This is a genomic window from Enterococcus sp. DIV1279b, assembly GCF_050531515.1.
Lineage (GTDB): Bacteria > Bacillota > Bacilli > Lactobacillales > Enterococcaceae > Enterococcus_D > Enterococcus_D casseliflavus.
This window is the reverse complement of the sequence record NZ_CP172891.1, coordinates 1,376,159-1,400,376: the sequence shown is the minus strand read 5'-3', so window position 1 is coordinate 1,400,376 and position 24,218 is coordinate 1,376,159. Positions and strand designations below refer to the sequence as shown.

Sequence of the window (24,218 nt, the reverse complement as noted above, 5' to 3'; positions counted from 1 at the left end):
GCAATGATTTTAGCATAACCTCAACGCTTTTTACCAAACGATTTAAGTAAATGAGAAAGCAACAGGGATGCTACGTTCTCATTTGCTTTTTTGATAGCTAAAATATTTACTGGTACCTATAAGATAATAGTTGACGAGAAAGGTTGGCATGCTCAAAGGAACGTTTTTGCTATAGTATGCTTACATACCGCACTCTTCGATCACTCATTTTTTTCATTTTATCGTACCTTCAGTATAACACGCTCAACCAATCCGTTTTCTTATCCTCCTCCTGCAAAAATTATGCTATGCTTGACAAGGATTAAGAAAGCAGGTGTCCTATGGAGATAACGGTACATATCGCAAGCGGTTTTAGTAAAAATCAAACAGGTGGCAACAAGGCTGGAGTCGTTTTGCTGGAACAGCCCCTTACACCACAACAAAAGTTAGCCATCGCAAAAGAGTTAGGCTTTTCAGAAACAGCTTTTTTATCGAAATCCCCGGAGGCCGATTTCCGATTTGACTATTTTACACCAAAAGAAGAAGTTGACTTATGCGGACATGCAACAATTGCTTCCTTTGCACTATTATCGTATCTAAACAAACTTTCCAAGCAACAGTATCACATCGACACCAACGCCGGACGTTTGTCGATCACCCTCAAAGATGGTGTCATTTTCATGGAACAGAACAAACCGCTGTTTTCAGATGTCCTTTCACTAGAACAATTAGCTGACTGTTTTGATACCAATGCTATCAATGATCAAATTCCTATTCAAATCGTTTCTACAGGATTAAAAGATATCCTTGTTCCAATCAAAACAACGGCCCAGTTGCAGCATGTTGTACCTGATTTTGAGGAAAAAAAAAGTAAGCGCGCTGCAACAAGTAGTTGGCATACACTTATATGCAATGGAAAAAGAACGAATCATTTGCCGTAACTTTGCCCCATTGTTTGGCATCAATGAAGAATCTGCTACAGGTACTTCCAATGCCGCTTTGGCTTGCTTCTTGTATCAAAAGTGTTCCCTTGATAAAGAAGTGTATCGCTTTGAACAAGGCAGCAATTTAGGTGAACCTTCTGAAATCTTTGTCAAACTAGCTACGACTTCGCGAAAGGAAATCCAACATGTTTACGTTGGGGGCAGAGGGCATTTTTGCGAGACAGTCACCATCGACACCGATACACTGGCATAATCAAAATAATTTAGGCTGATCTTCCATCAGCCTTTTTTCCTCTTCACACATCGTGTTCTTTTTTCCATAGCAGCCCATCAGTATCTCGAATACTAGTTTTCTCATAAAAAAAAGAACCCAACTCGGGTTCTTTCCTTCACCTTGATTTTCTATGAAATACCAACAAGTTCTGCTAACAGCTCACTGACTTTAGGCAGTGGCTCGTTCTGTAAGGCTGCTACGATTTTTGAACCGATCACTACCCCATCGCACACTCGGGCAAAGCGCTGCACGTCTGCGTGGGTCGAGACCCCGAAACCAGCTAGTACAGGAATCGGACTTTTTTCCGAAATGGCTTGCAAATGCTGATCCAGCTGTTCGTTGTATTGGCGATCTTCTCCAGTGACACCGTTCACTGTCACAGCATAAACGAATCCTTCTGCGTCTTCGATCAGCGTCTGAATTCTGTCTGGAGAACTGGTCAAAGAGACCAGTGTGATCAGCGCGAGATCCGCCGCATCAAAAGTAGGCGTTACTAGTGATCGATGTTCAAAAGGTAAATCTGGAATAATCAACCCTTTCACATTTGTCGCTTTTAACTCATTTGCTAACTGTTCAATCCCATAATGAAAGAATGAATTGGCATACCCCATCAATACCAGTGGAACCTCGGAATGGATTGTTTGCAGCAAAGCAATGATCTTTTTTAAAGTGGTCCTATTGGCTAATGCCTGCATTCCAGCTGCTTGGATGACCGCTCCATCTGCGACTGGGTCTGAAAAGGGCACGCCGATTTCAATGGTGGCTGCGCCATGTGTCGTCAACAGTTCGATTTCTGCTGGCAGGCGTTCCAGTCCGTTGGCACCCGCCATAATATAAGGAACAAATAGTGGCTTGCCTTGTTTTTGGCGCTCCTTTAGTTTCATCGTCAATGTTTTGCTGGTCATTTCGCTGCTCCTTTCCGGTCTTTGATTTGTTGAACATCTTTGTCCCCTCGCCCAGACAAGCAGATCACTAAGCGTTCTTCGGGTGTCATGATTGGGGCTAGCTTTAGGGCATAGGCAACGGCATGAGCACTTTCCAAAGCAGGAATAATGCCTTCGATTTGAGACAAGAGATAAAAGGCGTCAACGGCTTCTTCATCAGTGACAGCGAAATACTCCGCTCGCTCAATCTCCTTCAAGTAAGAATGCTCGGGACCGACCCCTGGATAATCCAAACCAGCTGAAATCGAATAAGGTTCGATCACTTGCCCATCATCGTCTTGCAGCAGATGCATTTTGGTACCATGTAAAATACCGATACTGCCTTTCGTCAAGGTCGCCGCATGCTCAGTAGTATCCACACCTTTCCCAGCTGCTTCAACGCCAATCAAACGAACGGTCTGATCATCGATAAAAGGGTAAAACATTCCCATCGCATTGCTGCCGCCGCCAACACAAGCAACGACTGTCGTCGGTAGTCGACCTTCTTTTTCTAATAGTTGCCGTCGTGTCTCACTGCCAATCACACTTTGAAAATCTCGAACGATCTCTGGAAAAGGATGCGGACCGAGTACGGAACCCATCACGTAATGGGTGTCCTCGACGGTTGCGACCCAGTAGCGTAGCGCTTCATTGACAGCATCTTTCAACGTCTGATTGCCTGAAGTGACTGAAACCACTTTCGCTCCCAACAATTCCATTCGAAAGACGTTTAGTGCTTGCCGCTGAACATCTACCGCACCCATAAAAATCGTGCATTCCATACCGAACAACGCGGCCGCAGTCGCTGTGGCGACGCCATGCTGTCCAGCACCGGTCTCCGCTACCACTTTCTTTTTCCCCATCCGCTTTGCTAATAACACTTGCCCTAGCGCATTATTGATTTTATGGGCGCCCGTATGATTCAAATCTTCTCGCTTCAGATAAATTTTGGCACCGCCTAAGTGTTGTGACAAGCGCTGTGCATGATAAAGGGGGGTCTCTCTTCCTACATACTCTTGCAAATATTCCTGTAATTCTACTTGAAAACTTGCGTCCGCTTGTGCTTCACGATAGACAGTTTCCAATTGCTTGACTGCATACATCAATGTCTCTGGCACAAACTGGCCACCATAGGGACCATAAAATCCTGCTTCTGTGGGGTATTGGGTCATTTTATCTTCTCCTTTACTAAGTAAATAAATTGTTCGATTTTCCGACTGTCTTTCTTGCCCTGGGTTTCCACGCCTGAAGAAACATCGACAGCATAGGGCCTAAAAAATTGGATCGCCTCTTCTACATTTTCCGCGTGCAAACCGCCAGCAATAAAAAAACGCTCAGACAACGGCAACGGTTTTCTCGCCGCTTTTTGCCAATCAAAGGATTGGCCGTTGCCGCCAGCATAAGGGTGATCTCTTACTGGAGCGTCCAATAACCCAAAATCTGCATCGCAGCTTAGGAAATCTTGTTCTAAAGTCTCAGCTTCTCCATCAAAGGCTTGGATCACTGCGATCTTTTGATGCGCAAAAATGCCTGTCTGGATGGCTGTTTGCAAAGATGGCAGAACCTTTCCATGGAGCTGAATCGCTGTCAGCTGGGCGGCTTGAATTGCCGCTTGCACTTCTTCAAAACTTGGAGAAACGAAAACCCCAACTTTCCCTACATTTTGGGGTACTTGCTCCGTTATCTTGCGGACTTGTGTCGGATCGATTCTCCGACGGCTTTCGGCAAAAACAAAGCCAAGGTAATCTGCTCCTGCACTGATGGCAGTTTCGACATGCAGCCGTTCGGTGAGTCCACAAATTTTCACTTTGGTCATCGGCGGCTCACCTGCAAATCTGCAGCTGTTTCAGCAATTCGATTGCTTCTCATCAACGTTTCTCCAACGAGGACTCCATGATAAAACGGTGCAAGCTGCAGCACATCGGAGGCAGTTCGAATACCAGATTCACTGATGTAAACCGCCTCTGACGGCTGAGGTGCTAAAGCAACACTGACATCCAAGGAAACGTCAAAGGTTTTTAGGTCACGATTGTTGACGCCGATGATTTTGGCCCCTAAGGCTTGGGCTTGTTGAAATTCAGCCGCATTATGAGTCTCAACGAGTACTTCCAACCCTAGTGCTATTGCCTCTTGATGAAGTATGGCTAAGCGTTCTGGTTTTAAAGCGGCCACGATCAATAAAACAATACTGGCACCCGCATTCTTGGCGCGAATCAATTGTTTTCTGTCGATAATAAAGTCTTTGCATAGTATAGGCACCGAAACGGCATTACTGACTGCTTCAAGATCTGCCAGCGAGCCTTTAAAAAACTGCTGGTCGGTCAAAACGGAAATCCCGCTGACACCCGCGGCTTCATAAGCTTGCGCTTGTGTGACTGGGTCAATCCCTTGGTTGATATCTCCTTTTGAGGGTGAAGCACGCTTGATTTCAGCAATGAGGTGCATCTTTTGTGGTTGGTCCTTGACTTGCTGATAAAATGATGGACGTTTCGCTACGACCTTTTCGATTTCTTGTGGCATCGCGGCAACTTCTTCAACTTTTTTCTGGATGATCGTTTCTAAAAAATCCATGATTCTCCTCCTTACAGCTTTCGTAGTTAATGGCTATTTGACTGACGAATCAGCATCTGCAGTTTGTCGTAGGCCGCGCCCGAAGCGATACACGCTCGTGCCATCGCAAAGCCTTCCGCTAGGGTGGCGGCTTTGCCGTTGGTATAAAAGCCTAACCCTGCATTTAAGACCACTGTCTCTAGATAAACGGAAGGGTGATTTTTCAAAACTGCTGTTAAGATCGCGGCGTTTTGAGCCGCATCTCCGCCGACGATCGCCTCGATCGGTGCTGGCGTAAAGCCATACGCTTGCGGATCAAAAGAAAAATTCGTCACCTTTCCTTCGTGATAAAAACTGATCGCCGTTTCACCAGCCAAATTGGCTTCATCCATCCCATTACATCCATGGATCACCATTGCTCGTTGCCGACCAAGACTGCCTAACGCCTGAGCGGTGTCTACCAAGCTCTCGCCAGCGTAAGTACCGATCAGTTGCGTAGTCAACGGAACAGGATTGATCAAAGGGCCTAATAGATTAAAAATCGTTGGTGTCGCTAATTCTTGCCGTATTTTCATCACTGCTTTCATGCCCGGATGCAACGACGGGGCGAAGAGAAAAGCGATGCCGACTGTCGCTAATAGATCGGCGATTTTTTCTGGTGATGCTTGGATCGATACCCCCAAGCAGGCTAAGACATCGGCACTGCCTGAACGACTAGAAATACTGCGATTGCCGTGTTTTGCCATCGTGATTCCCCCGGCTGCTAAAACGAAGGCAGCCGTAGTGGAGACATTAAAACTATTGGAGTGGTCGCCGCCAGTGCCGCAATTGTCCATGGCGTCTCCTCCTTCATAAGGAATGGTCACGGCATGCTCTAACATAATTTCTGCTAAAGCAGTCAATTCGGCAGCTGTGATGCCGTTGATCTTCATCGCAACTAATGCTGCGCCCAATTGACTTTCTGAAAACACCCCGCTTAAAATTCCTTGAGCAAAGTGACGCATCTCCTGATAACTTAAATGACGGCCATTAAAAAGCTGCTGGGTGATTTGCTGCGGCTGCTGTATTTTGACTGCTTCCATAAATGTTCCTCCTTTTTCATTTGCTGCTTTTTGCTGAGTTTTCTGGAATGAGTTCAAGAAACCGTTGGATAAAAAATGCCCCTTCGTTTGTCCCCATTGACTCAGGGTGGAATTGAAGTCCTACGATCGGCTTTTGTCGATGCTGGATCGCCATGATGATCCCTTTTGTTTCAGCCAACACCTCAAATTGTGTAGGAAGGGTCGCTGGCTCAATGACCAGCGAGTGATAGCGCATGACAGTCATGTCTCCTAGGTAGGTTTCGAATACGCCTTTTTTCTGATACGTAAGGCTCGATTGCTTGCCGTGCATAATGGCTGGTGCTTGGACCACTTTGGCACCAAACGCTTCTCCAATGGCTTGATGACCTAAGCAGATCCCTAGAAGCGGCTTGCTATTGTGATATGTTTTGATCAAAGGAATCATAAATCCTGCCTCTGCGGGACGTCCTGGTCCTGGAGAAAAAATGATGGCTTCTGCTTCTTCAGCAACAAGGAAAAGGTCTGGATCATCATTTCGCAAGACGACTGTTTCTTCTGGACAGAGCTGGAGAAGATTGTAAGTAAACGAATCATAGTTATCGACGAGTAAGATCATTGGCTGACACCTCCAATAGTGCTTTGGCTTTGTGTAAGGTTTCGTGGTATTCAGATGAGGGATCAGAATCATAAACGACACCCGCCCCTGCCTGGACATAAGCGATCGCGTCTTTCAAAACCATTGTCCGAATCCCGATGGCAAAATCCGCTTGATCGTTTCGAGAAAAATACCCAACGGCTCCCGCATAGACCCCTCTTCGAACAGCTTCCCATTGATAGATGCGAGTCATGGCACGAATCTTTGGTGCCCCGCTGACCGTGCCTGCTGGCAGGGTTGCTTTCAAAGCATCCATTGCCGTCACACCTGCTCTGCGCTTGGCAGCCACCACCGAAACGATATGCATGACATAGCGGTATTTCTCGATCACCATGTATAAAGGAACATGAACCGTGCCATGTTCAGCGATTCGTCCCAAATCATTGCGCCCCAGATCGATCAGCATTTGGTGCTCTGCACGTTCTTTTTCATCTGCTAATAGTTCCGCCGCCAAAGCTTCGTCTTCTGCTTTGGTTGCCCCTCGTTTGCGGGTACCAGCGATTGGATTTGTGGTGATCGTTGTTCCTTGAACCCGAATCAAGCTTTCAGGTGAACTGCCGATCACTTTGAATCCGTGATCGAAATCAAGATAATAGAGGTAGGCAGACGGATTCGTCACTCGCAGTTTTCGGTAATAGTCAAAAGGATCTTGTGTAAATGCTGCTTGCAGACGTTGGGAAGGAACCACTTGAAACATATCCCCTGCCGTAATTCGGGCTTTTGCCTCACGAACGATCGTTTCATAGGCATGTTGGGTAACATTACTTGTAAAATGCAGCTTTTCATTCGATAACCCACGGGTCTCAGCTGCGACCGGTGTCCTTAATTGCTGCTGCACCGCTTGGAGTACCTGCTTCATCTCGGCGGTCCCCCTTTGGCTGTAGCAATTTTCAAGGATGATCGTCAAGGTTTCCCTTTGATGGTCCAAAACGAGAAAGGTTTCAAAAAGCCAAAAGGCCATATCAGGCACTTGTAATTCATCTGCGGGCAGTTGTCCAATGTCTTCATAGCAAGCAGCGATATCGTAACCCGCATACCCGATAGCCCCACTTTGCAACGGCAGATCAGATAAAGCGGTGGTTTCTTTTTTGACTACATACCGTTCCATTTCTTTTAAAGGGTCCTGACAGGGATACTTGTTGACCGTTTTTTCCAAAAGATCCTCCACTTGAAAAACACCATCTTTAAATGTCAGTTTCTGAACAGGATCAAAGGTGAGGATCGAATAGCGTCCGGTATCTTCTTCTCTGGGAATACTTTCCAGTAAACATTTATGCGCCCCTTGAATCCGTAAAAACACTGAGACAGGTGTCAAACAATCGCTGTTGATTCGTTCCATTCGATACATAAGCTGCTCCTTTCTTTGTAAACAAAAAGCCCTCAAGCAAACATCATAAAAACGTCTGCTTGAGGGCGAATGACCGCGGTACCACCTCAATTGAAAGTTGCCGAAAGAAACAACTTCTTCTCTATCAACCGTCTAACAACGGTCTTCCTCTATAACGGGAGTTCCCGCATTTTCCTACTGCCAAAAAAGGGTTCAAAAAATGATCGGCTAAGGCCATTTCCTTGATTTCTTGGTATCGGACTCTCATCACCGCCGACTTTCTGTAACCAAAAAAGACTCAAGTACTTCTCTTAGTTTGATTTTACGTTTATTTTTCTATTGGTTGAAGGGCAAGAAAAACAAAAAAGCCCTCATGCAAACAAACTCGTCTGCATGAGGGCGATTACTCACGGTGCCACCTCAATTGGTTCTCTAGATCGTCTATCAACGATCGTTCTCTGTAACGGGAGATCCCGAAAAAAGCCTACTGATTTCAGCCTTTCGACACAAAAGTCCATTTCTGAAGCGTCAATCTGCTGATTTGCACCACCATCAGCTCTCTGCAAGACGAACGTCCTCATACTTCTCTTTTGTTTGGTCTTTACTAGTTATTGGTAGCTATATTACGTGGCTTTTGCTGATCTGTCAACAGGAAAAAGCGAATTTTATTTTTTTGACTCCTTTTGACAATACAAGAAAACAACCTACAATGGGTTGCCTTAACCAAAATAAAAAGACATTCTTTAGGACAAAAATCTCCTTCACTTCTTTCAGCGTACTTTATTATAGCTGCCACTCTATTTAAATAATATTTGTTTTTTTATAACCCTTGCGTGAAGATCAAAGAGTGAAAAATTTGCTATAATTTTGCCAAAAAATCGACATTTATCCAAAATTTTCATAACATCATGAAAAAACAAAATTGTTATTTGAAATATTCTTCTATATGATTGAACCGAATGTAAGAAAGGGTGATTAAATGCACATAGACAAATTATATTTTTCCACCTTTATTTATAAAATGAGCTGCTTAGAATTTACTTACTCTCTCATTCAATCCAATGAGAAAAAAGTCGAATTATCCGAGGAAGAACAAGCAGAAATTGAATGGATCATCAATTCAGCGCTCCATCGAAAACTCTACGCCTCTCGCAAAAAGAGTCTTTTTTCCTCAAAAATAAAATTGTCGAAAGAAAGTTATTCTATGTATTTGTGAATGAAGAAATACGAACACATGATAGACCTCTAACCGTTAAAACACATAAAACAAACGCATTCCTTTAGACAGTTACTCAGAAGGTTGCCGATCCCATCTTTTTTAATAAAAAAAACATCATCCAGTGAATTGGAAATAGCAAAACTTGCCTTTTTCGTATAAAATCAAAAAGAACACGAAAGAGTTGTCTTTCATCAAAACAGTCAATGTGACTCTTTTGACCTTCAAGACTCGGAAAGGAAGTTTTTGTCATGGATGGGATGATGAAAAAAATCATTACGGAGAAGGATTTATTACGTCAGATCCTTCTCTTGGAACAACTGGCGAATCACAAAATGATCACTGCCAAGCAACTAGCAAAATTGATCGATACGACGGAGCGAACCGTTTTTTCCGATCTAACCTATATTCGCCAACAATTGCCTGATGGTTGGCAGATCGAAGCTGCCAGTAGTGGCTTTGCTCTGACCCATGATGGGCCATTGTTGATGAGTCAGCTCTGGGAAACGTTTTTCCCTCAATCGATCGGTGTTTCTTTGATGAAAGCATTGCTTTTTTCCAGCGAACTCCGTACGCAAGATATTCTTAGCCAAACAGGGACATCTTATGAGACCTTGCGACGACATGTGACAAAATTAAACAAAAGCCTTACTGATTTTTCGTTGCGGATTCGGATCACCAATCGCATGATCCGCTTTGAAGGAAGTGAGATCAACATCCGTGTTTTTTTTCATCGCCTGTTACTGCCATACACCCATAACAATTACTTTTTTGAGGAATATACGATTCATGAGTCCCACTATTATCATTTCTTGGATCGCTTAGCAAAAGCCAAGCTGCAGATCGAAGTGGAACAAATCTACGGTACCTGCTGGTTTTTTATCAATACGATTCGCATCAAAGCCAATTGCCGTATCGATTCCTTTGAATTTCAGGGGGACGATCCCCTTTATAGCCTTTTCCAACAGCCATTAAGCCAGCTGTATCAAAAAGAAGGCGTTTATTTAGAACGCAGCGAACACTTCTTTAGCTTCTACTGCTTCTTAGAAAGTTGGAACTACAATAACGACTGGTCCGCTACGATCCAAGCAACCCTTGAATCCTACCAAACTATTTATCAGAAAACGACCCATTTTGTTGGAAAACTAGACCGCTTGTTGCAGTTGTCTTTAGCTAGTGATACACAACTGATTGAGAATCTACTGTTGCTTTTAATCAAATCGCAAGAGTCAGCCAAGCTCTCAGAATTGTTCGGGCTAGAATTTCACGAGATCCAACGGTTAAATCAACCCTATTCGCTATCGATCGAAGCGACGATCCATGACTTTTTAGAAGAGCAAACAGCCAGTCAATCGGAAATGAGTTTTCCATTATGGTCAACCACCACCTTACTGATCCAACAAGCGATTTTACAAATCAATCCCATTCGCGCAAAAGGATATTTTGTTTTCCAAGGTGAGCCTGCCTGGAAAGCTTATCTCCTGCAAGAATTGAATGACTTCCTCGGTGCCCGCATCCTTTTATCGGCGATCGAGCCTGGTCAACTAGAAGCGTTGGCGAAAATCGAGGTTGATTTTATTCTCTCAAATTTCCCTTTAGAGGAAGTATCTGTTCCAGTTTTTTACTTATCGATGGTACCAACGAAAAATGAGCTCAATCAAGTGACTGAGCTCATCCAAAGCTATTATTTAAGTTATCACTAGAATCATCAAGCTGCCTTTATTGTTTCACTGGGGCGGCTTTTTGCCGTCCTTGCAACTTATTTGTAATAAATTTCTCACCTTCGACGACTGCGAAAAGGAGTGCGCCGTTAGCAGCGATACTCAACTGCTGCATCAAGGTCAAAGAACCGATCCCTAAAAGCTGGTGCCCAAGAGGGGTTAGGAAAATCGCTGCCTGCAATACGATCAGCAGTGCCAGGGAGACTAAGAGTGCTTTATTGGCAAAGAGTTGGCGATTCAAGGCTGGCTTGACCAGCTCACGACAGTTCAACAAGTAGACTGCTTGAGCAAAGACGATACTTTGCAGTAGCATGCTTTGCTGAAGGACCGTTCCTTCAAACTGAATCGCTAAGACGTAGGAAGGAATCATGATCAACAGCGAGACGTAGAAGATGCGGAACAGACTGTACCAAGATAAGATACCTTCTTTGATTGGCCGTGGTGGTCGATTCATGACATCCGCACTTGCCTTTTCAAAACCGAGTGCGTAAGAAAGCGTGATGGTTGTCACCATATTTACCCATAAAATTTGGACAGGTGTTAGTGGCAGTGGTCGGTTCAACAAGAGTGCCGCAATAACGATCAATCCTTGGGCAACCGCAGTTGGTAAGAAGAAGTTGATTGTTTTCTTCAAATTATCGTAGATTCGACGACCCACTCGGACGGCATTGGCGATCGTATGAAAATTATCGTCTGCCAAAACCATATCGGCTGCTTGCTTGGTTACTTCACTGCCTTTGATCCCCATAGCGATCCCAATATCGGCTTTTTTCAGCGCTGGTGCATCGTTGACGCCATCACCGGTCATTCCGACGATCTCTTCATTCACCTGCAAGGCACTAACGATCCGTAATTTATGCTCTGGGGTCGTTCGAGCAAAGATATCTGTCTTTTGGACTGCTTGCTGCAATTCTTCCTCCGACAGCAGATCGATTTCTAACCCTTCCAACACGTGATTCGTGTGCTTCAAGCCAATTTGCTTGCCGATGGCTTGAGCCGTCTTGCCATGGTCTCCTGTGATCATTTTGACTTGGATGCCCGCTTGCAAGCACTCTTTTACCGCTTTGATGGCACTGTCTTTCGGAGGATCAATGATACCAGCGATCCCGACAAAGGTTAAATTGGTTAGCCCTTCGTGGGACAAGGCCTCCTGTGCCGACAGCGTCAGATGCGCAAAGCCGATCAGCCGCTGCCCTTTCGCTGCTAATTTTGCACTTTCATCTAACCACCATTGCTTTTGATCTGAAGTCAGTTGGCTTTTCTCAAGCAACACTTCGGGCGCACCTTTGACAAAAACTACCGAGGCATTCGGCTCTTCTTGATTTTGATGGCGTGTTGCCATGTACTTGTAAGAGGAACTAAAAGGAATCTTATCGACTGTTTTACGCAATGGTTGCTGCGCTGATTCTGCGTATTGCAACAAGGCTTTTTCGGTTGGGTTCCCAACGAGATCCGCAGCCTTTTGTCCTTCGTCTTGCTTCAAGTCTTGACAATTTGCCATGATATCAAGCACCGTTTCTTTATCCATGTTTGACTCAACTAAAACATCGACGACCGTCATTTCATTTTTGGTCAAGGTTCCTGTTTTGTCTGAACAAATCACCGTCATGGCACCTAGTGTCTCCACTGATGGCATCGTTTTGATGATTGCTTGCTCCTCAGACATTTCCTTGACACCCATCGATAAAATCATGGTCAGCACGGCTGGCAAGCCCTCAGGAATCATCGCTACTACTAAGGCGATACCTGATGAGAACAAGAGATCAAGATCAAAGCCGTAGCGGAAGGTAGTAAAGAAGATCAAGAAAACCACTAATCCGATAATGCCTTTAAAGATTTGGTGATTCAATTGCTTCATTTTTTTGATCAACGGGGTTTCTTGCGCTTTCACAGACTGAATCGCTTGATTGATCTGGCCGATTTGCGTATCGTCGCCTGTTTCAACGACGATCCCGCTGGCAGTTCCGCTTTCTACATAGGTACCAGAAAACGCCATGTTCCGCTGGTCACCAATCGTACTTTCTTGAGTAATAGGCTCGGTCATTTTTTGAACAGGCTCAGATTCGCCAGTTAAAATCGACTCTTCAATCACAAGATCATGGGTTTCGATCAAGCGCATATCTGCTGGTACGACATCTCCTGGTCCTAAAACGACTAAATCTCCATTTACTAAGGAAGAAACAGAAATTTTCTTTTTGCAGCCGTGAACATAAATCGTTGCTTCTTGCCCCATGAACTGCTTCAATCCATCCAGTGATTCTTGGGCTTTGCGCTCTTGCCAGTAGCCGACGAATCCATTGATGACGACGACCGCCATAATAATGCCGCTTTCGATATAATCACCAGAAATCCCTTTTAAGACGGCTGCGACGATCAAGACCAACATCAGTAAGTCGGTAAAGTGCTTGCCGACTTTCTTCCATGTGGGGATCTGCGCTGCCTCAGTAATTTTATTTTCACCTTGCTTTGCTAAACGCTGGTTGCGTTCTTCGGAGGAAAGGCCCTGCCGTGATGTTTGCAACGTGTGTAATAGTTCTTCTGTTGTGTTTTTGTACCAATTCATATTTTTTTCCTCCTTGTTTATTTATTTGATCTGAACATAGTATAAGACATTGAAACCATAAAATTCTGGCGATAATTTCAGCCGAGCCTGAAAAAAATGATTGTTTTTATTAAAGGGGAAGAGCGGCTTGGTCGCGCGGTTTTATACAACTAAATGAAAACGTAAGTTGATTGTTTTTGCAGGTGGAATCAAGTAAACTAGGACACACCCAATCAATTGCTATCTGCCCCCATCATCCAAAGGCAAGATAGACGAAAGGAGCCAAAGAAATGGCAATCTATACCGATACAAAAATCGCTCAAGGACCTTTTCTTTTCATTTCTGGTCAAACGCCGTCGCAAGACGGAGCCACACCTGAGGACCCGCAAGAGCAAACAACCATCGTTTTGAAAAAGATCGAACAGCTTCTATCAGCCAATCAACTGTCCTGGTCATCAGTGGTCAAAATGACCGTCTTTTTAACAGATGCTGCCTACTTAGCTGCTGTCCGTACGGCGTTTACAACTATTTTGGCAGAAAACAAACCAGCCATGAGTCTCGTCATCGTTGCCGGCTTGGTTGCCCCTGAATTTAAAGTAGAGATTGAAGCACAAGCTACCATGGCTTAAGCACAGAGAAAAACACCAAAAAAACTTCGTACAAAAGGCAGTAGCCAATACGAAGTTTTTTTGGTGTTATCTTCTTATTCAGTCCTATGTGAAGTGTCTGATTCAGTCTTTTTTTGCCACTGCTCCACAAAACTAGCGATGGCTTGAGCAGTCTGTTGAGCATTCACTAAGGTTCGCTTTTTCTCCATCGCTTCTGTCAACGAAATCGGACCTTGCTGGATACAAAAGACGGCAGATAATAGTTGCGGCAGTTTTCCTAGATCGTCATTTCGAGAGCCGCAGATGGCAACAACCGGGACCTGATGTTCGTGGGCGAGCAACGCGACACCATAGGGTACTTTTCCCCCAGCGGTTTGCCCATCGATGCGTCCTTCGCCGGTGATCAATAAATCTGCTCCTTTGATTTTTTCCTCAAATCCAACCAATGAAGCGATCGTCGCAAATCCTGGAACCAATTGTCCACCTGCCAAACGAATAGCACCACCAAGCCCACCTGCCGCACCAGCGCCAGGGACTTCCAGATCGATCCCCGCGGTCCGCTTGATGTGCTCAGCCAAGCGCTTTGCCTGCTGATCCAACTGCTGGATCGTTTCTTGGGATGCCCCTTTTTGCGGACCAAAAACCGGCGCAAATCCCTGATTGCCAAAATAGGGATTCGTTACATCGGCCAATGCAAACAGGTCAATTTGTGCAAGCAGAGGGTTCAACTGGCTGAGCGCCAGAGATTCTGCTTGCAGCAAAGGATTGTTTTCCATCCGCTCGTTTCTTTGAATGGTTGCTCCTAGCGCAAGTAAAAAGCCTACGCCCCCATCAGAAGTGCCGCTACCGCCAAGGGTCAGGTAAATTTTTTTCACACCTCGCCTGCAAGCTGCTAAGACCATTTGGCCTAAACCAAAAGAAGAGCTATTGCGGGTGGTCTCGTCACTAGGTTCCACGAGTTGCAACCCAATCACTTCTGCAGATTCAATCAGGGCAATTTTTTCTTCCTTGATTTTTGTGACCAACATACGGGCTTGCAACTTACCGCCTAATGGAGCGGTCACTGAAACCGTTTCGTAATTGCCTCCCAGCGCAGCAATGACTGCTGCCATTGACCCTTCTCCCCCATCAGCGATTGGGATACTGCGTGTTTCCCACTGGTCTGAAAACCCGCTTAAGACCGCTTGATTTAGTTCTGCGGAAGTGGCACTTCCTTTGAAGGAATCGATCGCTGCTACAACTTTCATTTTTCTACCTCTCATTTACGATCATCTCTTTCCCAAAGATTGGAATACTTCGCCTTATAATCAACTTTTAGTTAATTAAATCAACCAAAAATTAACTAGCAATCCATTGTAAGTCATCTCTTCTCCTCTTATGATAGAAGTATACCAAACAAACCTATCGGAGGTGCACTATGGACTTACCAATTGGCGAGGAAATCGCTCGGAGAAGAAAACAACGAGGTATTACCCAGCAAGAATTAGCAGTGTTTATGAATGTGTCCAAAGCATCCGTTTCGAAATGGGAAACGGGACAGTCTTATCCAGATATCACCTCGCTGCCCTTATTAGCAGCGTATTTTGATTGCAGCGTCGATGAATTATTGATTTTGGACTCGCAGCTATCACCTAAAGAGATCCAGCGAATCTATCAATTATTAAAAGACGCCTTCCAAACAAAAACACCAACGGAAGTTCTCGCTCTTGCTCAAAGTTTTACCAAACGGTATTACTCTTGTTATCCATTCTTATTACAAATGGGGTCCTTTTACTTGAATCATTGGGATCTGTTGCCGGATGTCCCCGTAGAAGGCGTCCCGAAAGGGCAAACTTACGAAGACGCTTTGATGGAAGCAAAGAAAAATACCTATTTGAAGGAAGCAGAAACCCTGTACCAACGGATCATGGACCAAGGAGACAGTGAGCTGGCACAACAAGCGAAACAGATCGATGCTTATTGTCTTCTGATGAGAAACAAGCCAGAAGAAGTCTTGGCGATCCTTGGCACGAAAACTCTCTCTTTTTTACCTAGCGAACCGTTGATTGCCGCAGCATTTCAGCAAAAAAATCAGTTGCAACAAGCTGAGATCGTTACGCAAAGTGCGATTTACCAGTACTTAATTATTTTTATGAGTTTGCTAACGAATTATTTAGCAATGCTCACACAAGACGAGGAGCAACTGGAAAAAACCTATGCACGTGGACTGGCACTCAGCGAGAGCTTCCAACTGGCCAGGCTACATCCTATTTCTGTGCTGAACTTTTTAGCCGCTGGAATGGTTTCGTTTGCAGCTTTAGGAAAAGAGGACTTACTAGCAGATGCATTAGCAAAGTACGTCAAAACAATAGCAACAACACCTGAAGAAATCGTTTTAAAAGGGGATGATTATTTTCACGATATCGATGAGTGGATCAGCGAATTAGAATTAGGCAGTCAGATCCCTCGAGACTCCAGCAGTGTCAAAAAACAATTTCTTGAGTTAGCACAGTTGACACCATTTTTCGAACCGTATCAAGAAAAACCGCCATTTAAAGAATTATTTCAGCAGCTGCAAAAACTGTCCGAACAAGAAAATGAGCCACAAAGGAGGGCTTCACATGAATAGTGTTTCACTAAATATACCAGAAAATATGTCTGATTATTTGCCCGTACTGATCCCCTTGATTGTTTTGCAATTGGTCTTGATCATCTTGGCGGTTCGCGATATTTTAAAACAAGAACAATTTAAATTCGGCTCCCGCATTCTTTGGCTTTTCATCGCCTGTTTTGTTAGCCTGATCGGTCCTATCCTTTATTTTGCTTTCGGAAAAGAGGACCAACAATGAAGATGATCGAGATCAACCATTTATCCAAGCGTTTTGGGCGCAAACAAGTGCTGCAAGACCTAACCTTTTCGGTTCCAAAGGGCAGCGTTGTGGGGTTTGTCGGGGAAAATGGTGCTGGCAAAACAACGACCATGAAGGCGATTTTAGGATTGCTCCCCATTGATGAAGGCGAAATCACCGTTTGCGGCGAAGTGGTGCAATTCGGCTCAGCCAAGACCAATCGCTGGATCGGCTATTTACCAGATGTACCGCAGTTTTACTCGTTTATGACAGCTGTAGAATATTTGACTTTCTGCGGAAAAATTCAGCCAAATAAAGAATCTTTTCAGCCTCAGCGAGTGATGGAAGTCTTAGAGTTGGTAGGCCTGAAAGCTTCGAAACAAAAAATCGCTGGCTTTTCTCGCGGCATGAAGCAACGTCTAGGGTTAGCCCAAGCTCTGATCAACCGCCCCGCCATCTTGATTTGTGATGAACCAACATCCGCACTAGACCCTCTAGGACGCAAAGCATTTCTTGATGTATTGGAAAAAATCAAAGAAGAAACGACAGTGCTTTTTTCCTCTCATATTCTCGCAGATGTCGAACAGCTGTCAGATTATATTGCGATTTTGCACAAAGGTCAGATCCGTGCGTTCGAAACGATGGATTCCTTAAAAAACCGTTATCGAAAAACCGTCTTTGGGATTGTCTTTACCGACGAAGGTGACCATTTAAAATTTGCCAAAGTGTTAGCAATCCACGGCATATCGGCAAAAAGAAAGAACAATCAATTACTGATCGATGAACAAACTGGAACCAATATCGGTTCACAGCTGCTACAATTGCTGAACGAACAACACATTGTCCCAGAATCCTTTCAAAGAATCGAACCATCGTTAGAGTCGATTTATTTGGAGGTGATCAAATGAATGCGTTTCTTGTTTTCTTAAAAAAAGAGTTTCTCGGCGGTATTCGCAGCAAAAAACTACTGATTTGCTTGATCCTGTTTGCCCTGATTGGTATGCTTTCTCCCTTTACTGCCAAAATCATGCCAGAACTGATGGCCAGTATGATGCCGGAATCGATTGAAATCACGATTGCTGATCCGACATCGATCGATGCGTGGCTTCAGTTTTACAGCAACATCGGCACGATTGGCCTGCTAGTATTTGTGATTCTTTTTACCGATACGCTCTCAGCCGAAATAAATCAGGGTACCTTTATTCAGCTGATCACCAGAGGCTTACCAAAAACCACGATCGTCTGTGCCAAAGCTTGCTATTTAATGATTCTTTGGTCTTTGAGTTACCTCCTAAGTGCCAGTGTCAGTGCTTTTTATACGATGATTTATTTCGATGATTCCAGCGCTGCTCAAGTCCCTAGCGCTTTGGTCAGCTATTGGCTTTTCGGTTTACTAGCAATCAGCATCCTGCTGCTAGGTTCCAGCTTTGCTAAAAGTATCTATCAAGGTTTGTTGTTTATTGGCGTCTGTTATCTGATGGGCATGTTAGGCAACCTATGGAGTCAAGTAACAAACTGGAATCCATATTCCCTTTCCAGCCAATTTCCTAACTACTTAACCGACCAAATCAAACTAGGGGAACTGCTGCCAGCACTGTTGTTAACTTGCTTTTTGATCATCGCTTGTTTGACTGGTTCCATAGCTGTTCTAAGAAAAAGAAAATATTAAAAAACATCGGTGCAGATTTTTTGCACCGATGTTTTGCTTCTGAAATGTTACTCTATTTTGCTGTTCCTTGGACTTTCACAGATTTCTTGGCCTGCATTTTTTGTTCGATTCTCATGAAGAGCCGCATGAAGAAGGCAATCAAGTAGATTGAAAAGGCAGAAATAAGTGCTTCTTGCCAAGAAAAGATCAGAAGGTTCAATAAGATGATGATCAAATTGGTTAAGAAAACCCCACTAGATCTGCGAATGCCATAGTATTTTTCCAAAATTAGTGGCGGAATCGTCACGCCGCCATTAGACGCACCAATTTTGTAGAGCGAAAAGATGCCGAAGCTAAAGAAGAAACTACCTAAAATCAATGAGATGGAATAAAAGCGCAGCAGCATAATTTCTGGTAAAAGTGCTAGAAGAACGGGAAATGCCAAACTACCGATAACCGTATTGACAAAGACCTCTCGTTTCAAAAGTAAAAACGCAAGGGCCAGCATCAATAAATTTATACCCCAGACAACGATATGGCGATTGATCGACCAGCCAGTTTCGATGAGGTAGCCAATCGACCCGACGCCGGCAGAAGCAATGCTGTGAGGTAAAAGGAAGAAGTTTAATGCGATGCAGATCCATAGCACCCCAAGCAATAAAGCAAGATTTTTTTTGATAAGTGTTTCCATCAACGTTCTCCTTTCGATCTGGCAACTATTTTTATGTATAAAAGCTTCTGTCTATTCTATCAAAAAATTTGTAAAAGAAAGAACCAATTTTTTCATGAAAACATGAAAAAATTGATTCTGACCTTCAAGAAAGTATTCTGCTATTTTTTCATTCCTTTAAGATTGCTGTTAAGCTGCACAGCAATCACAAGCGGAAAGGATTTCTTCTACAATAGATTCCCGCCATGCTCTTCTATTCGCCATACATTTCTTCTCTGACGGCAAATGAACAAAGTAAACCGACAATTCTGATCCTTTAATCAATTGATAGGACATCAAGCGATTTTTTTGCTGCAAAAGCAGCTGATGCTTTTTCGGGGAAAGGGAAAGATCAGTTGCGGACACCAATTGCTTTAATACATCTGGATGACAAAGGTTTCTTTCTGGTGCGACACTGATCAATTGGCTGACCTCTGCTAATTTCATCGCCTCGATCACCCGCAGCGTTGCCCGCGGATCATGGATATCCGTCAAAAAAACCGACTGGCAACCCTGCAATGCCCGTACGAGTCGTCCTAAATCGAGAAAGTCACCATCAATGATCGTCTCACGCGCAGCATCAATCTGTTGCAAACGCTCCGTTGCCTGGCGGGCATAGAGTACTAGGGAGAAATTGGTTCTTTCTAAAAGTGTTTGGCGTGTCAGCTGCCCAATCGTTCCAGCAGCACCTAAAATCGCAACTCGTTTCATAAGCTTCCTTTCTATTGGATTCCATTGAGCAGAACGTTTCAATTTCCATAGTAGCGAATTCAGTCATTAAGACTTAGTGACCAAATTGGCTTTTCGTTGACGCAATCGTTCTTCTGTCGGCAGAACATGCTCGTCGTAATGTTCTAGTTTGTATTCTAAACGTTCAACAGCTTCCGTCATATCTGAGATTTTCTCCCTGAGTACCGCAATTTGTTCTGCTAAGAGCTGCTTGCGCTCAGGAACCGTCCCTCGCCCTTCTTCAAATAAAGCCAGGTAATGACTCAACCCATCAATCGATAGTCCAGCGTTTCGCATTTGTCTGGTAAAGGTGATCCATTTTAAGTCGTCATCATCAAATTCACGAACACCGTTTTTATTGCGTTTGACCGGCGGAATCAGCCCAATTTTTTCATAGTAACGGATGGTATCAGCTGAGACACCGCTCAGTTCACTGACTTTTTTGATATTCATGGCTTCACTCCCTTTGTTTCGCGTTTTTTCTTCCTCATTCGCGGTGTATTCCCTCTTTAATCAAGGAGCCGCTTTTGACTGTGTCTGATTATTCCGCTCCTACCACTGCATGAGGCAAGTAAGGCTCTTCCAAATAAGCAATCTCTTCGGCAGTCAGCTTTAGATCAAGGGCAGGTAAAGCATCCAATAAGTGGCTTTCTTTTGTTGCGCCAATAATTGGTGCGACCACTTGTTCTTTTTGCAATAACCAAGCCAAGGCGATTTGCGACCGTTTGCTTTGGTGATTATCAGCGATCTTTGCGACTCGTGCCACGATCTCCCGGTCTTGTTCCATCGTTTTGTCGTACTTTTGATTGGCGGTTTTATCCGTTAAGTACCGTTTGGTCTCTGCACCCCAATCTCTTGTTAAACGTCCAGCAGCCAAAGGACTATATGGCGTCACGGCAATTTTTTGATCGGCACACAAGGGCATCATTTCTCGCTCTTCTTCTCGATAAAGCAAGTTTAAGTGATTTTGCATCGAAACAAATTTGGTCCAGCCATTTTTCTCTGCAACTGCTTGTGCTTTGGCAAATTGCCAAGCATACATCGCGGATGCACCAATATAGCGCACTTTTCCAGAAACCACCAAATCATGTAATGCCTTCATGGTTTCTTCAATTGGCGTGTGGTAATCCCAACGATGGATGATATACAAATCAATGTAGTCCATTTGTAGGCGTTTTAAGCTTTGTTCGACTTGATAAAAGATCGCTTTTCGAGACAGCCCTCCACTGTTTGGCCGTTGCTTCATTTTTGAATACAGTTTTGTGGCAACCACGATCTCATCCCGCGGAGCAAAATCATTCAATGCTCGACCGACGATTTCTTCGCTCGCTCCATAAGAATAGACATTTGCCGTATCAAAAAAGTTAATGCCTAGATCCAAGGCTTTTTTGATGACTTCGCGACTATCCGCTTCTTCTAACACCCACTCATGAAAGCCACTATTGGGATCGCCAAATCCCATTGTCCCTAAACATAATGGTGACACATCAAGTCCCGTATTGCCAAATTTTACATAGTTCATTTGCTCGTCCTCCTGTTTTTTAAGTTACACTAAGCATACAGGTTGAAGTGCACTCTAAGTCAAGCGAATCAGCAAACTTTTTTTCATTTTACTCGCAAATGACTCAAAAGGACATGCTTTTTGTCGTGCGTTTCATTTCGAATCAGCTTTTGGTACATTAAAGATAAGTATCGATACGCTATCTAGCTGAGAAAAAGGAGCGGAAGATTTTGACTTGTATTTTTTGTACTGCCTCAAAACATGCGATCATTGAAAACGAACGCTTTTATGCGATCTTTGATAAGTTTCCCGTCACCCCTGGACACCTGCTATTGATCCCCAAAGAACATCGAAGGGATTATTTTGCCCTCACCCAAGAGGAATTACAAGACTTGCAGGCTTTGTTGCAGGAAGGCAAAGCCTATTTGTTGGAAACCTATCGACCAGACGGCTTCAACATCGGCTTCAATTGCGGGGAGGCTGCCGGACAGACGGTCTTTCATTGCCATTGTCATTTGATCCCACGCTACCAAGGCGACGTGGAGGAACCAAAAGGCGGCGTTCGAGGCGTGATTCCTGACAAGCAAGCCTACTAAATACAAACAAGCCGTTTCTTCCAGCAAAGGGAAACGGCTTGTTTGTGTTTGTTAAAAATGAGGACGCTTAGGAATTGATCGCTGAATGGTTCATCAACCGATTGATATGAACGCCTAGATAGACGATTTCATTGACAGGGATCTTCGTTTGATATTCTTTATCGATATAGGCTTTGACTTTTGTCGCAATCTCCATAGCATTCGGATAAAGAGCCCACATTTGACGGTATAGTCCTTCATCTTCTTCTTGCAGCAGACCATCCAAAAAGAATCGGTCAACGAAGAAACGCACGTGGGTGATAAAGCGATTGTAATGGATCGAATTGGTGTTGACGTCTTGCTGGATCGAGTAGCGCACCATATTGACGATCAACCCGATCAATTTGGCCTTTTTCAACCCATCTTGATTTTCCTCGGTGTTCGACTGGGCATTGATCAAATGAAACGCGATATTGGAGGCTTCTTCTTCTGGCAGCTCAATCTGATACTTCTCTTTCAGTAAGCGCAGTGCCTGTTCGGCGGCTCGAAATTCCTCTGTATAGTAATTCTTGATTTCCCAATAGAGCCGATTCGTCACACTCAAGCCTTTTTGCTGACGTTCTACAGCAAAGTGCAAGTGATCCGATAAGGTGAGGTAAATCGTTGAATTTAGCGGATATGGCAGCATTTTTTGCGCCAGCTGGACGATTTCTTTGGTCATTTCAAAATAGTACAACGGAATCTCATCCACTAAATCGGCAAACTGACCTGATTTTTTTTCATCGATTGGCAGAAAAACTTGATCGATCTGGGTATCGGCTATGCTGTCGCCGACTTTCTTTCCATAGCCGATGCCTTTCCCAAGTGCAATCATTTCTTGGCCTTCCTTATCAACAAGTACGACACTTGAATTTAAGACTTTCTTGATGTAAATCATGCACTCTCGCTCCTCACTGTTTATTCTGCCAAACTTGCGCCATTGGTGGCGATCACTTCTTTGTACCAGTCGAAGGAATCTTTTTTCAAACGGTCATAACTGCCGTTTCCTTCATCATCGGCATCCACATAAATGAAGCCATAGCGTTTCGTCACTTGTGACGTCCCAGCACTGACCAGATCGATCGGTGCCCAAGAAGTATAACCAATCAAATCGACCCCTTCATCGATGGCTTCCTTCATTTGTTTGAAGTGTGCCTTGAAATAATCGACCCGATACGGATCATGCACTTGGCCGTCTTCAAGGACATCCACGGCGCCCATACCATTTTCAACGATCATTAATGGCACTTGATACCGATCATACAATGAAAGCAAGGAGATTTTCAAGCCTTTAGGATCGATCTGCCAGCCCCATTCAGTTGATGGCAGCTTGGGATTTTTTACCCCTAAAACCGTATTGCCCGGTGTCCGTTCGGCATTTGGATCACCTGATTCGGCCATAGACATATAATAACTAAAGGAAAGAAAATCAACGGTGTGATCTTTTAAGATTTGGCGGTCTTCTGGTGCCATTTCAATTTTGATGCCGCGTTTTTCCAGATCTTTTTCAATCATTCGCGGATAAGCCCCCTTGACTTGAACGTCCGCATAAAAATCATTTTCCAAGTTTTTCTTTAAGGTCAATTCAACATCCAATGGGTCACAAGTCAATGGATATGTCATTAGCTTCGTTAACATGCAGCCAACTTTATTGTTTGGGTTTTTCTCATGAGCGATTTTGGTCACTAATGAGCTGGCAACAAATTGGTGATGGAGCGCTTGATACACATCCTGTTCTTCTTTGCCTGCTTCTGATTGTTCTGGAATGATGCCCGCTGTTGTAAAGGGATGACGATGGATACTGTCGATTTCGTTAAAGGTCAGCCAATACTCCACATACTCCCCAAATTCTTCAAAACAGACGGTTGCAAAGCGGACAAAGTCATCGATCACTTTGCGTTCCACCCAGCCATTGTACTTCAAGCTAAGCGCTAGCGGCATTTCATAGTGAGACAACGTTACGATCGGTTTGATCCCCAAGCGCTGCATTTCTTGAAAGACATTGCGGTAAAAAGCGATCCCTTCTTGATTGGGTGTCGTTTCTTCCCCGGTTGGGAACAAACGGGTCCACGCAATCGACAATCGCAACACTTTAAAGCCCATTTCCGCAAACAAAGCCAAATCTTCTGGATAGCGGTGATAGAAATCGATTCCTCGCCGTTTTGGATAAATGGTATCTGTTGGATCTGCCATCGCTTCTTTGACAGCTTCTACGGTCACGTTCATGTGCGCCGCATAATCTTTGTTATCGACATGAGGTTTGTAGGTCGCCACATCTGCCACCGACAAGCCTTTGCCGCCAAGATTCCAACCTCCTTCTACTTGATTTGCGGCGATTGCGCCACCCCATAAGAAGTCCTTTGGAAAAGTTGTTTCAGTCATTTTTTCA

Annotated in this window: 22 protein-coding genes, 1 pseudogene and 2 other annotated features; of the genes and pseudogenes, 8 read left to right on the top strand and 15 right to left on the bottom strand. The window is 44.2% G+C overall.

The genetic code is table 11. The features are described from left to right. Positions 1-320: 320 nt before the first annotated feature. Positions 321-1,176: pseudogene (locus tag IGI71_RS06475) on the top strand (PhzF family phenazine biosynthesis protein). Positions 1,177-1,325: 149 nt separating this feature from the next. Here IGI71_RS06475 and trpA read toward each other — a convergent pair. Genes trpA through trpE form a run of 7 tightly spaced genes read right to left on the bottom strand, consistent with a single transcriptional unit; the run spans position 1,326 to position 7,734 of the window. Then, positions 1,326-2,102, bottom strand: coding sequence for a tryptophan synthase subunit alpha (gene trpA / locus IGI71_RS06470; RefSeq protein WP_010747975.1), 777 nt, complete (start codon positions 2,100-2,102; stop codon positions 1,326-1,328). Continuing rightward, on the bottom strand, positions 2,099-3,292 hold the full coding sequence (gene trpB, locus IGI71_RS06465) for a tryptophan synthase subunit beta (RefSeq protein WP_010747974.1): 1,194 nt from the start codon (positions 3,290-3,292) through the stop codon (positions 2,099-2,101). Before trpB ends, trpA begins: the two co-directional genes overlap by 4 nt. After that, positions 3,289-3,936 (bottom strand): phosphoribosylanthranilate isomerase, encoded by a 648-nt coding sequence (locus IGI71_RS06460; protein ID WP_010747973.1) that lies wholly within the window; start codon positions 3,934-3,936, stop codon positions 3,289-3,291. Before IGI71_RS06460 ends, trpB begins: the two co-directional genes overlap by 4 nt. Continuing rightward, positions 3,933-4,691, bottom strand: a complete 759-nt coding sequence (gene trpC / locus IGI71_RS06455) for an indole-3-glycerol phosphate synthase TrpC (RefSeq protein WP_010747972.1) — start codon at positions 4,689-4,691, stop codon at positions 3,933-3,935. Before trpC ends, IGI71_RS06460 begins: the two co-directional genes overlap by 4 nt. Positions 4,692-4,717: 26 nt before the next feature. Continuing rightward, positions 4,718-5,752 (bottom strand): anthranilate phosphoribosyltransferase, encoded by a 1,035-nt coding sequence (gene trpD, locus IGI71_RS06450; RefSeq protein WP_010747971.1) that lies wholly within the window; start codon positions 5,750-5,752, stop codon positions 4,718-4,720. A 16-nt stretch (positions 5,753-5,768) separates the two neighbouring features. Further along, positions 5,769-6,347 carry an anthranilate synthase component II gene (locus IGI71_RS06445; RefSeq protein ID WP_010747970.1) on the bottom strand — a complete coding sequence of 193 codons (579 nt, stop codon included), beginning with the start codon at positions 6,345-6,347 and terminating at the stop codon, positions 5,769-5,771. Next, positions 6,328-7,734, bottom strand: a complete 1,407-nt coding sequence (trpE, locus tag IGI71_RS06440; protein ID WP_010747969.1) for an anthranilate synthase component I — start codon at positions 7,732-7,734, stop codon at positions 6,328-6,330. Before trpE ends, IGI71_RS06445 begins: the two co-directional genes overlap by 20 nt. Before the next feature lie 58 nt (positions 7,735-7,792). Then, positions 7,793-8,039, bottom strand: a binding site (T-box leader). A 66-nt stretch (positions 8,040-8,105) separates the two neighbouring features. Continuing rightward, positions 8,106-8,318, bottom strand: a binding site (T-box leader). Positions 8,319-9,180: 862 nt separating this feature from the next. Between trpE and IGI71_RS06435 the strand changes: the two genes are divergently transcribed. Further along, positions 9,181-10,632 carry a helix-turn-helix domain-containing protein gene (locus IGI71_RS06435; RefSeq protein ID WP_010747967.1) on the top strand — a complete coding sequence of 484 codons (1,452 nt, stop codon included), beginning with the start codon at positions 9,181-9,183 and terminating at the stop codon, positions 10,630-10,632. A gap of 16 nt (positions 10,633-10,648) precedes the next feature. Here the strand turns inward: IGI71_RS06435 and IGI71_RS06430 are convergent, their stop codons facing one another. Then, positions 10,649-13,213 carry an HAD-IC family P-type ATPase gene (locus IGI71_RS06430; protein ID WP_010747966.1) on the bottom strand — a complete coding sequence of 855 codons (2,565 nt, stop codon included), beginning with the start codon at positions 13,211-13,213 and terminating at the stop codon, positions 10,649-10,651. A 269-nt stretch (positions 13,214-13,482) separates the two neighbouring features. Here IGI71_RS06430 and IGI71_RS06425 point away from each other — a divergent pair, with 269 nt between their 5' ends. Then, complete coding sequence (locus IGI71_RS06425) at positions 13,483-13,821, top strand: RidA family protein (RefSeq protein ID WP_010747965.1); 339 nt, start codon at positions 13,483-13,485, stop codon at positions 13,819-13,821. A 74-nt stretch (positions 13,822-13,895) separates the two neighbouring features. Here IGI71_RS06425 and IGI71_RS06420 read toward each other — a convergent pair whose 3' ends face one another. After that, positions 13,896-15,047 carry a glycerate kinase family protein gene (locus tag IGI71_RS06420; protein ID WP_010747964.1) on the bottom strand — a complete coding sequence of 384 codons (1,152 nt, stop codon included), beginning with the start codon at positions 15,045-15,047 and terminating at the stop codon, positions 13,896-13,898. A 170-nt stretch (positions 15,048-15,217) separates the two neighbouring features. Here IGI71_RS06420 and IGI71_RS06415 point away from each other — a divergent pair, with 170 nt between their 5' ends. From IGI71_RS06415 to IGI71_RS06400, 4 genes are read left to right on the top strand one after another with little or no spacing between them, the layout of a single operon-like run. Continuing rightward, the gene (locus IGI71_RS06415; protein ID WP_010747963.1) at positions 15,218-16,408 is read left to right on the top strand and encodes a helix-turn-helix domain-containing protein; all 1,191 of its coding nucleotides are present in this window, start codon (positions 15,218-15,220) and stop codon (positions 16,406-16,408) included. After that, the gene (locus IGI71_RS06410; RefSeq protein ID WP_010747962.1) at positions 16,401-16,628 is read left to right on the top strand and encodes a PLD nuclease N-terminal domain-containing protein; all 228 of its coding nucleotides are present in this window, start codon (positions 16,401-16,403) and stop codon (positions 16,626-16,628) included. The genes IGI71_RS06415 and IGI71_RS06410 overlap by 8 nt, the downstream gene beginning before the upstream one ends. Continuing rightward, entirely contained in the window at positions 16,625-17,536 is a 912-nt protein-coding gene (locus IGI71_RS06405; RefSeq protein ID WP_010747961.1) for an ABC transporter ATP-binding protein, read from the top strand. The genes IGI71_RS06410 and IGI71_RS06405 overlap by 4 nt, the downstream gene beginning before the upstream one ends. Further along, complete coding sequence (locus IGI71_RS06400) at positions 17,533-18,297, top strand: ABC transporter permease (protein ID WP_010747960.1); 765 nt, start codon at positions 17,533-17,535, stop codon at positions 18,295-18,297. The genes IGI71_RS06405 and IGI71_RS06400 overlap by 4 nt, the downstream gene beginning before the upstream one ends. 52 nt (positions 18,298-18,349) lie before the next feature. Here the strand turns inward: IGI71_RS06400 and IGI71_RS06395 are convergent, their stop codons facing one another. The 4 genes from IGI71_RS06395 to IGI71_RS06380 all read right to left on the bottom strand — a co-directional run bounded on the left by IGI71_RS06395 (position 18,350) and on the right by IGI71_RS06380 (position 21,236). Further along, on the bottom strand, positions 18,350-18,967 hold the full coding sequence (locus tag IGI71_RS06395; RefSeq protein ID WP_008378566.1) for a YitT family protein: 618 nt from the start codon (positions 18,965-18,967) through the stop codon (positions 18,350-18,352). A gap of 168 nt (positions 18,968-19,135) precedes the next feature. Next, positions 19,136-19,696 (bottom strand): NAD(P)H-binding protein, encoded by a 561-nt coding sequence (locus IGI71_RS06390; RefSeq protein ID WP_010747959.1) that lies wholly within the window; start codon positions 19,694-19,696, stop codon positions 19,136-19,138. Positions 19,697-19,762: 66 nt separating this feature from the next. Beyond that, positions 19,763-20,167, bottom strand: coding sequence for a MerR family transcriptional regulator (locus IGI71_RS06385; protein ID WP_005235261.1), 405 nt, complete (start codon positions 20,165-20,167; stop codon positions 19,763-19,765). An 88-nt stretch (positions 20,168-20,255) separates the two neighbouring features. Beyond that, positions 20,256-21,236, bottom strand: coding sequence for an aldo/keto reductase (locus IGI71_RS06380; RefSeq protein ID WP_005235260.1), 981 nt, complete (start codon positions 21,234-21,236; stop codon positions 20,256-20,258). A gap of 173 nt (positions 21,237-21,409) precedes the next feature. Between IGI71_RS06380 and IGI71_RS06375 the strand changes: the two genes are divergently transcribed. Further along, a complete protein-coding gene (locus tag IGI71_RS06375; protein WP_254905026.1) occupies positions 21,410-21,811 on the top strand; it encodes an HIT family protein in 402 nt (133 codons plus the stop codon). Between the two features lie 67 nt (positions 21,812-21,878). On the opposite strand, the gene IGI71_RS06370 is transcribed toward IGI71_RS06375, so the two are convergent. Both IGI71_RS06370 and IGI71_RS06365 read right to left on the bottom strand, forming a co-directional pair. Then, the gene (locus tag IGI71_RS06370; RefSeq protein ID WP_010747958.1) at positions 21,879-22,727 is read right to left on the bottom strand and encodes a PRD domain-containing protein; all 849 of its coding nucleotides are present in this window, start codon (positions 22,725-22,727) and stop codon (positions 21,879-21,881) included. A 20-nt stretch (positions 22,728-22,747) separates the two neighbouring features. Continuing rightward, entirely contained in the window at positions 22,748-24,211 is a 1,464-nt protein-coding gene (locus IGI71_RS06365; protein WP_010747957.1) for a glycoside hydrolase family 1 protein, read from the bottom strand. Positions 24,212-24,218: the final 7 nt, after the last annotated feature.

What these genes read in the sequence shown, in the direction of transcription:
- trpA (WP_010747975.1), bottom strand. Translation starts at nt 2,102, where the DNA reads ATGACCAGCAAAACATTGACGATGAAACTAAAGGAGCGCCAAAAACAA.
- trpB (WP_010747974.1), bottom strand. Translation starts at nt 3,292, where the DNA reads ATGACCCAATACCCCACAGAAGCAGGATTTTATGGTCCCTATGGTGGC.
- IGI71_RS06460 (WP_010747973.1), bottom strand. Translation starts at nt 3,936, where the DNA reads ATGACCAAAGTGAAAATTTGTGGACTCACCGAACGGCTGCATGTCGAA.
- trpC (WP_010747972.1), bottom strand. Translation starts at nt 4,691, where the DNA reads ATGGATTTTTTAGAAACGATCATCCAGAAAAAAGTTGAAGAAGTTGCC.
- trpD (WP_010747971.1), bottom strand. Translation starts at nt 5,752, where the DNA reads ATGGAAGCAGTCAAAATACAGCAGCCGCAGCAAATCACCCAGCAGCTT.
- IGI71_RS06445 (WP_010747970.1), bottom strand. Translation starts at nt 6,347, where the DNA reads ATGATCTTACTCGTCGATAACTATGATTCGTTTACTTACAATCTTCTC.
- trpE (WP_010747969.1), bottom strand. Translation starts at nt 7,734, where the DNA reads ATGTATCGAATGGAACGAATCAACAGCGATTGTTTGACACCTGTCTCA.
- IGI71_RS06435 (WP_010747967.1), top strand. Translation starts at nt 9,181, where the DNA reads ATGGATGGGATGATGAAAAAAATCATTACGGAGAAGGATTTATTACGT.
- IGI71_RS06430 (WP_010747966.1), bottom strand. Translation starts at nt 13,213, where the DNA reads ATGAATTGGTACAAAAACACAACAGAAGAACTATTACACACGTTGCAA.
- IGI71_RS06425 (WP_010747965.1), top strand. Translation starts at nt 13,483, where the DNA reads ATGGCAATCTATACCGATACAAAAATCGCTCAAGGACCTTTTCTTTTC.
- IGI71_RS06420 (WP_010747964.1), bottom strand. Translation starts at nt 15,047, where the DNA reads ATGAAAGTTGTAGCAGCGATCGATTCCTTCAAAGGAAGTGCCACTTCC.
- IGI71_RS06415 (WP_010747963.1), top strand. Translation starts at nt 15,218, where the DNA reads ATGGACTTACCAATTGGCGAGGAAATCGCTCGGAGAAGAAAACAACGA.
- IGI71_RS06410 (WP_010747962.1), top strand. Translation starts at nt 16,401, where the DNA reads ATGAATAGTGTTTCACTAAATATACCAGAAAATATGTCTGATTATTTG.
- IGI71_RS06405 (WP_010747961.1), top strand. Translation starts at nt 16,625, where the DNA reads ATGAAGATGATCGAGATCAACCATTTATCCAAGCGTTTTGGGCGCAAA.
- IGI71_RS06400 (WP_010747960.1), top strand. Translation starts at nt 17,533, where the DNA reads ATGAATGCGTTTCTTGTTTTCTTAAAAAAAGAGTTTCTCGGCGGTATT.
- IGI71_RS06395 (WP_008378566.1), bottom strand. Translation starts at nt 18,967, where the DNA reads ATGGAAACACTTATCAAAAAAAATCTTGCTTTATTGCTTGGGGTGCTA.
- IGI71_RS06390 (WP_010747959.1), bottom strand. Translation starts at nt 19,696, where the DNA reads ATGAAACGAGTTGCGATTTTAGGTGCTGCTGGAACGATTGGGCAGCTG.
- IGI71_RS06385 (WP_005235261.1), bottom strand. Translation starts at nt 20,167, where the DNA reads ATGAATATCAAAAAAGTCAGTGAACTGAGCGGTGTCTCAGCTGATACC.
- IGI71_RS06380 (WP_005235260.1), bottom strand. Translation starts at nt 21,236, where the DNA reads ATGAACTATGTAAAATTTGGCAATACGGGACTTGATGTGTCACCATTA.
- IGI71_RS06370 (WP_010747958.1), bottom strand. Translation starts at nt 22,727, where the DNA reads ATGATTTACATCAAGAAAGTCTTAAATTCAAGTGTCGTACTTGTTGAT.
- IGI71_RS06365 (WP_010747957.1), bottom strand. Translation starts at nt 24,211, where the DNA reads ATGACTGAAACAACTTTTCCAAAGGACTTCTTATGGGGTGGCGCAATC.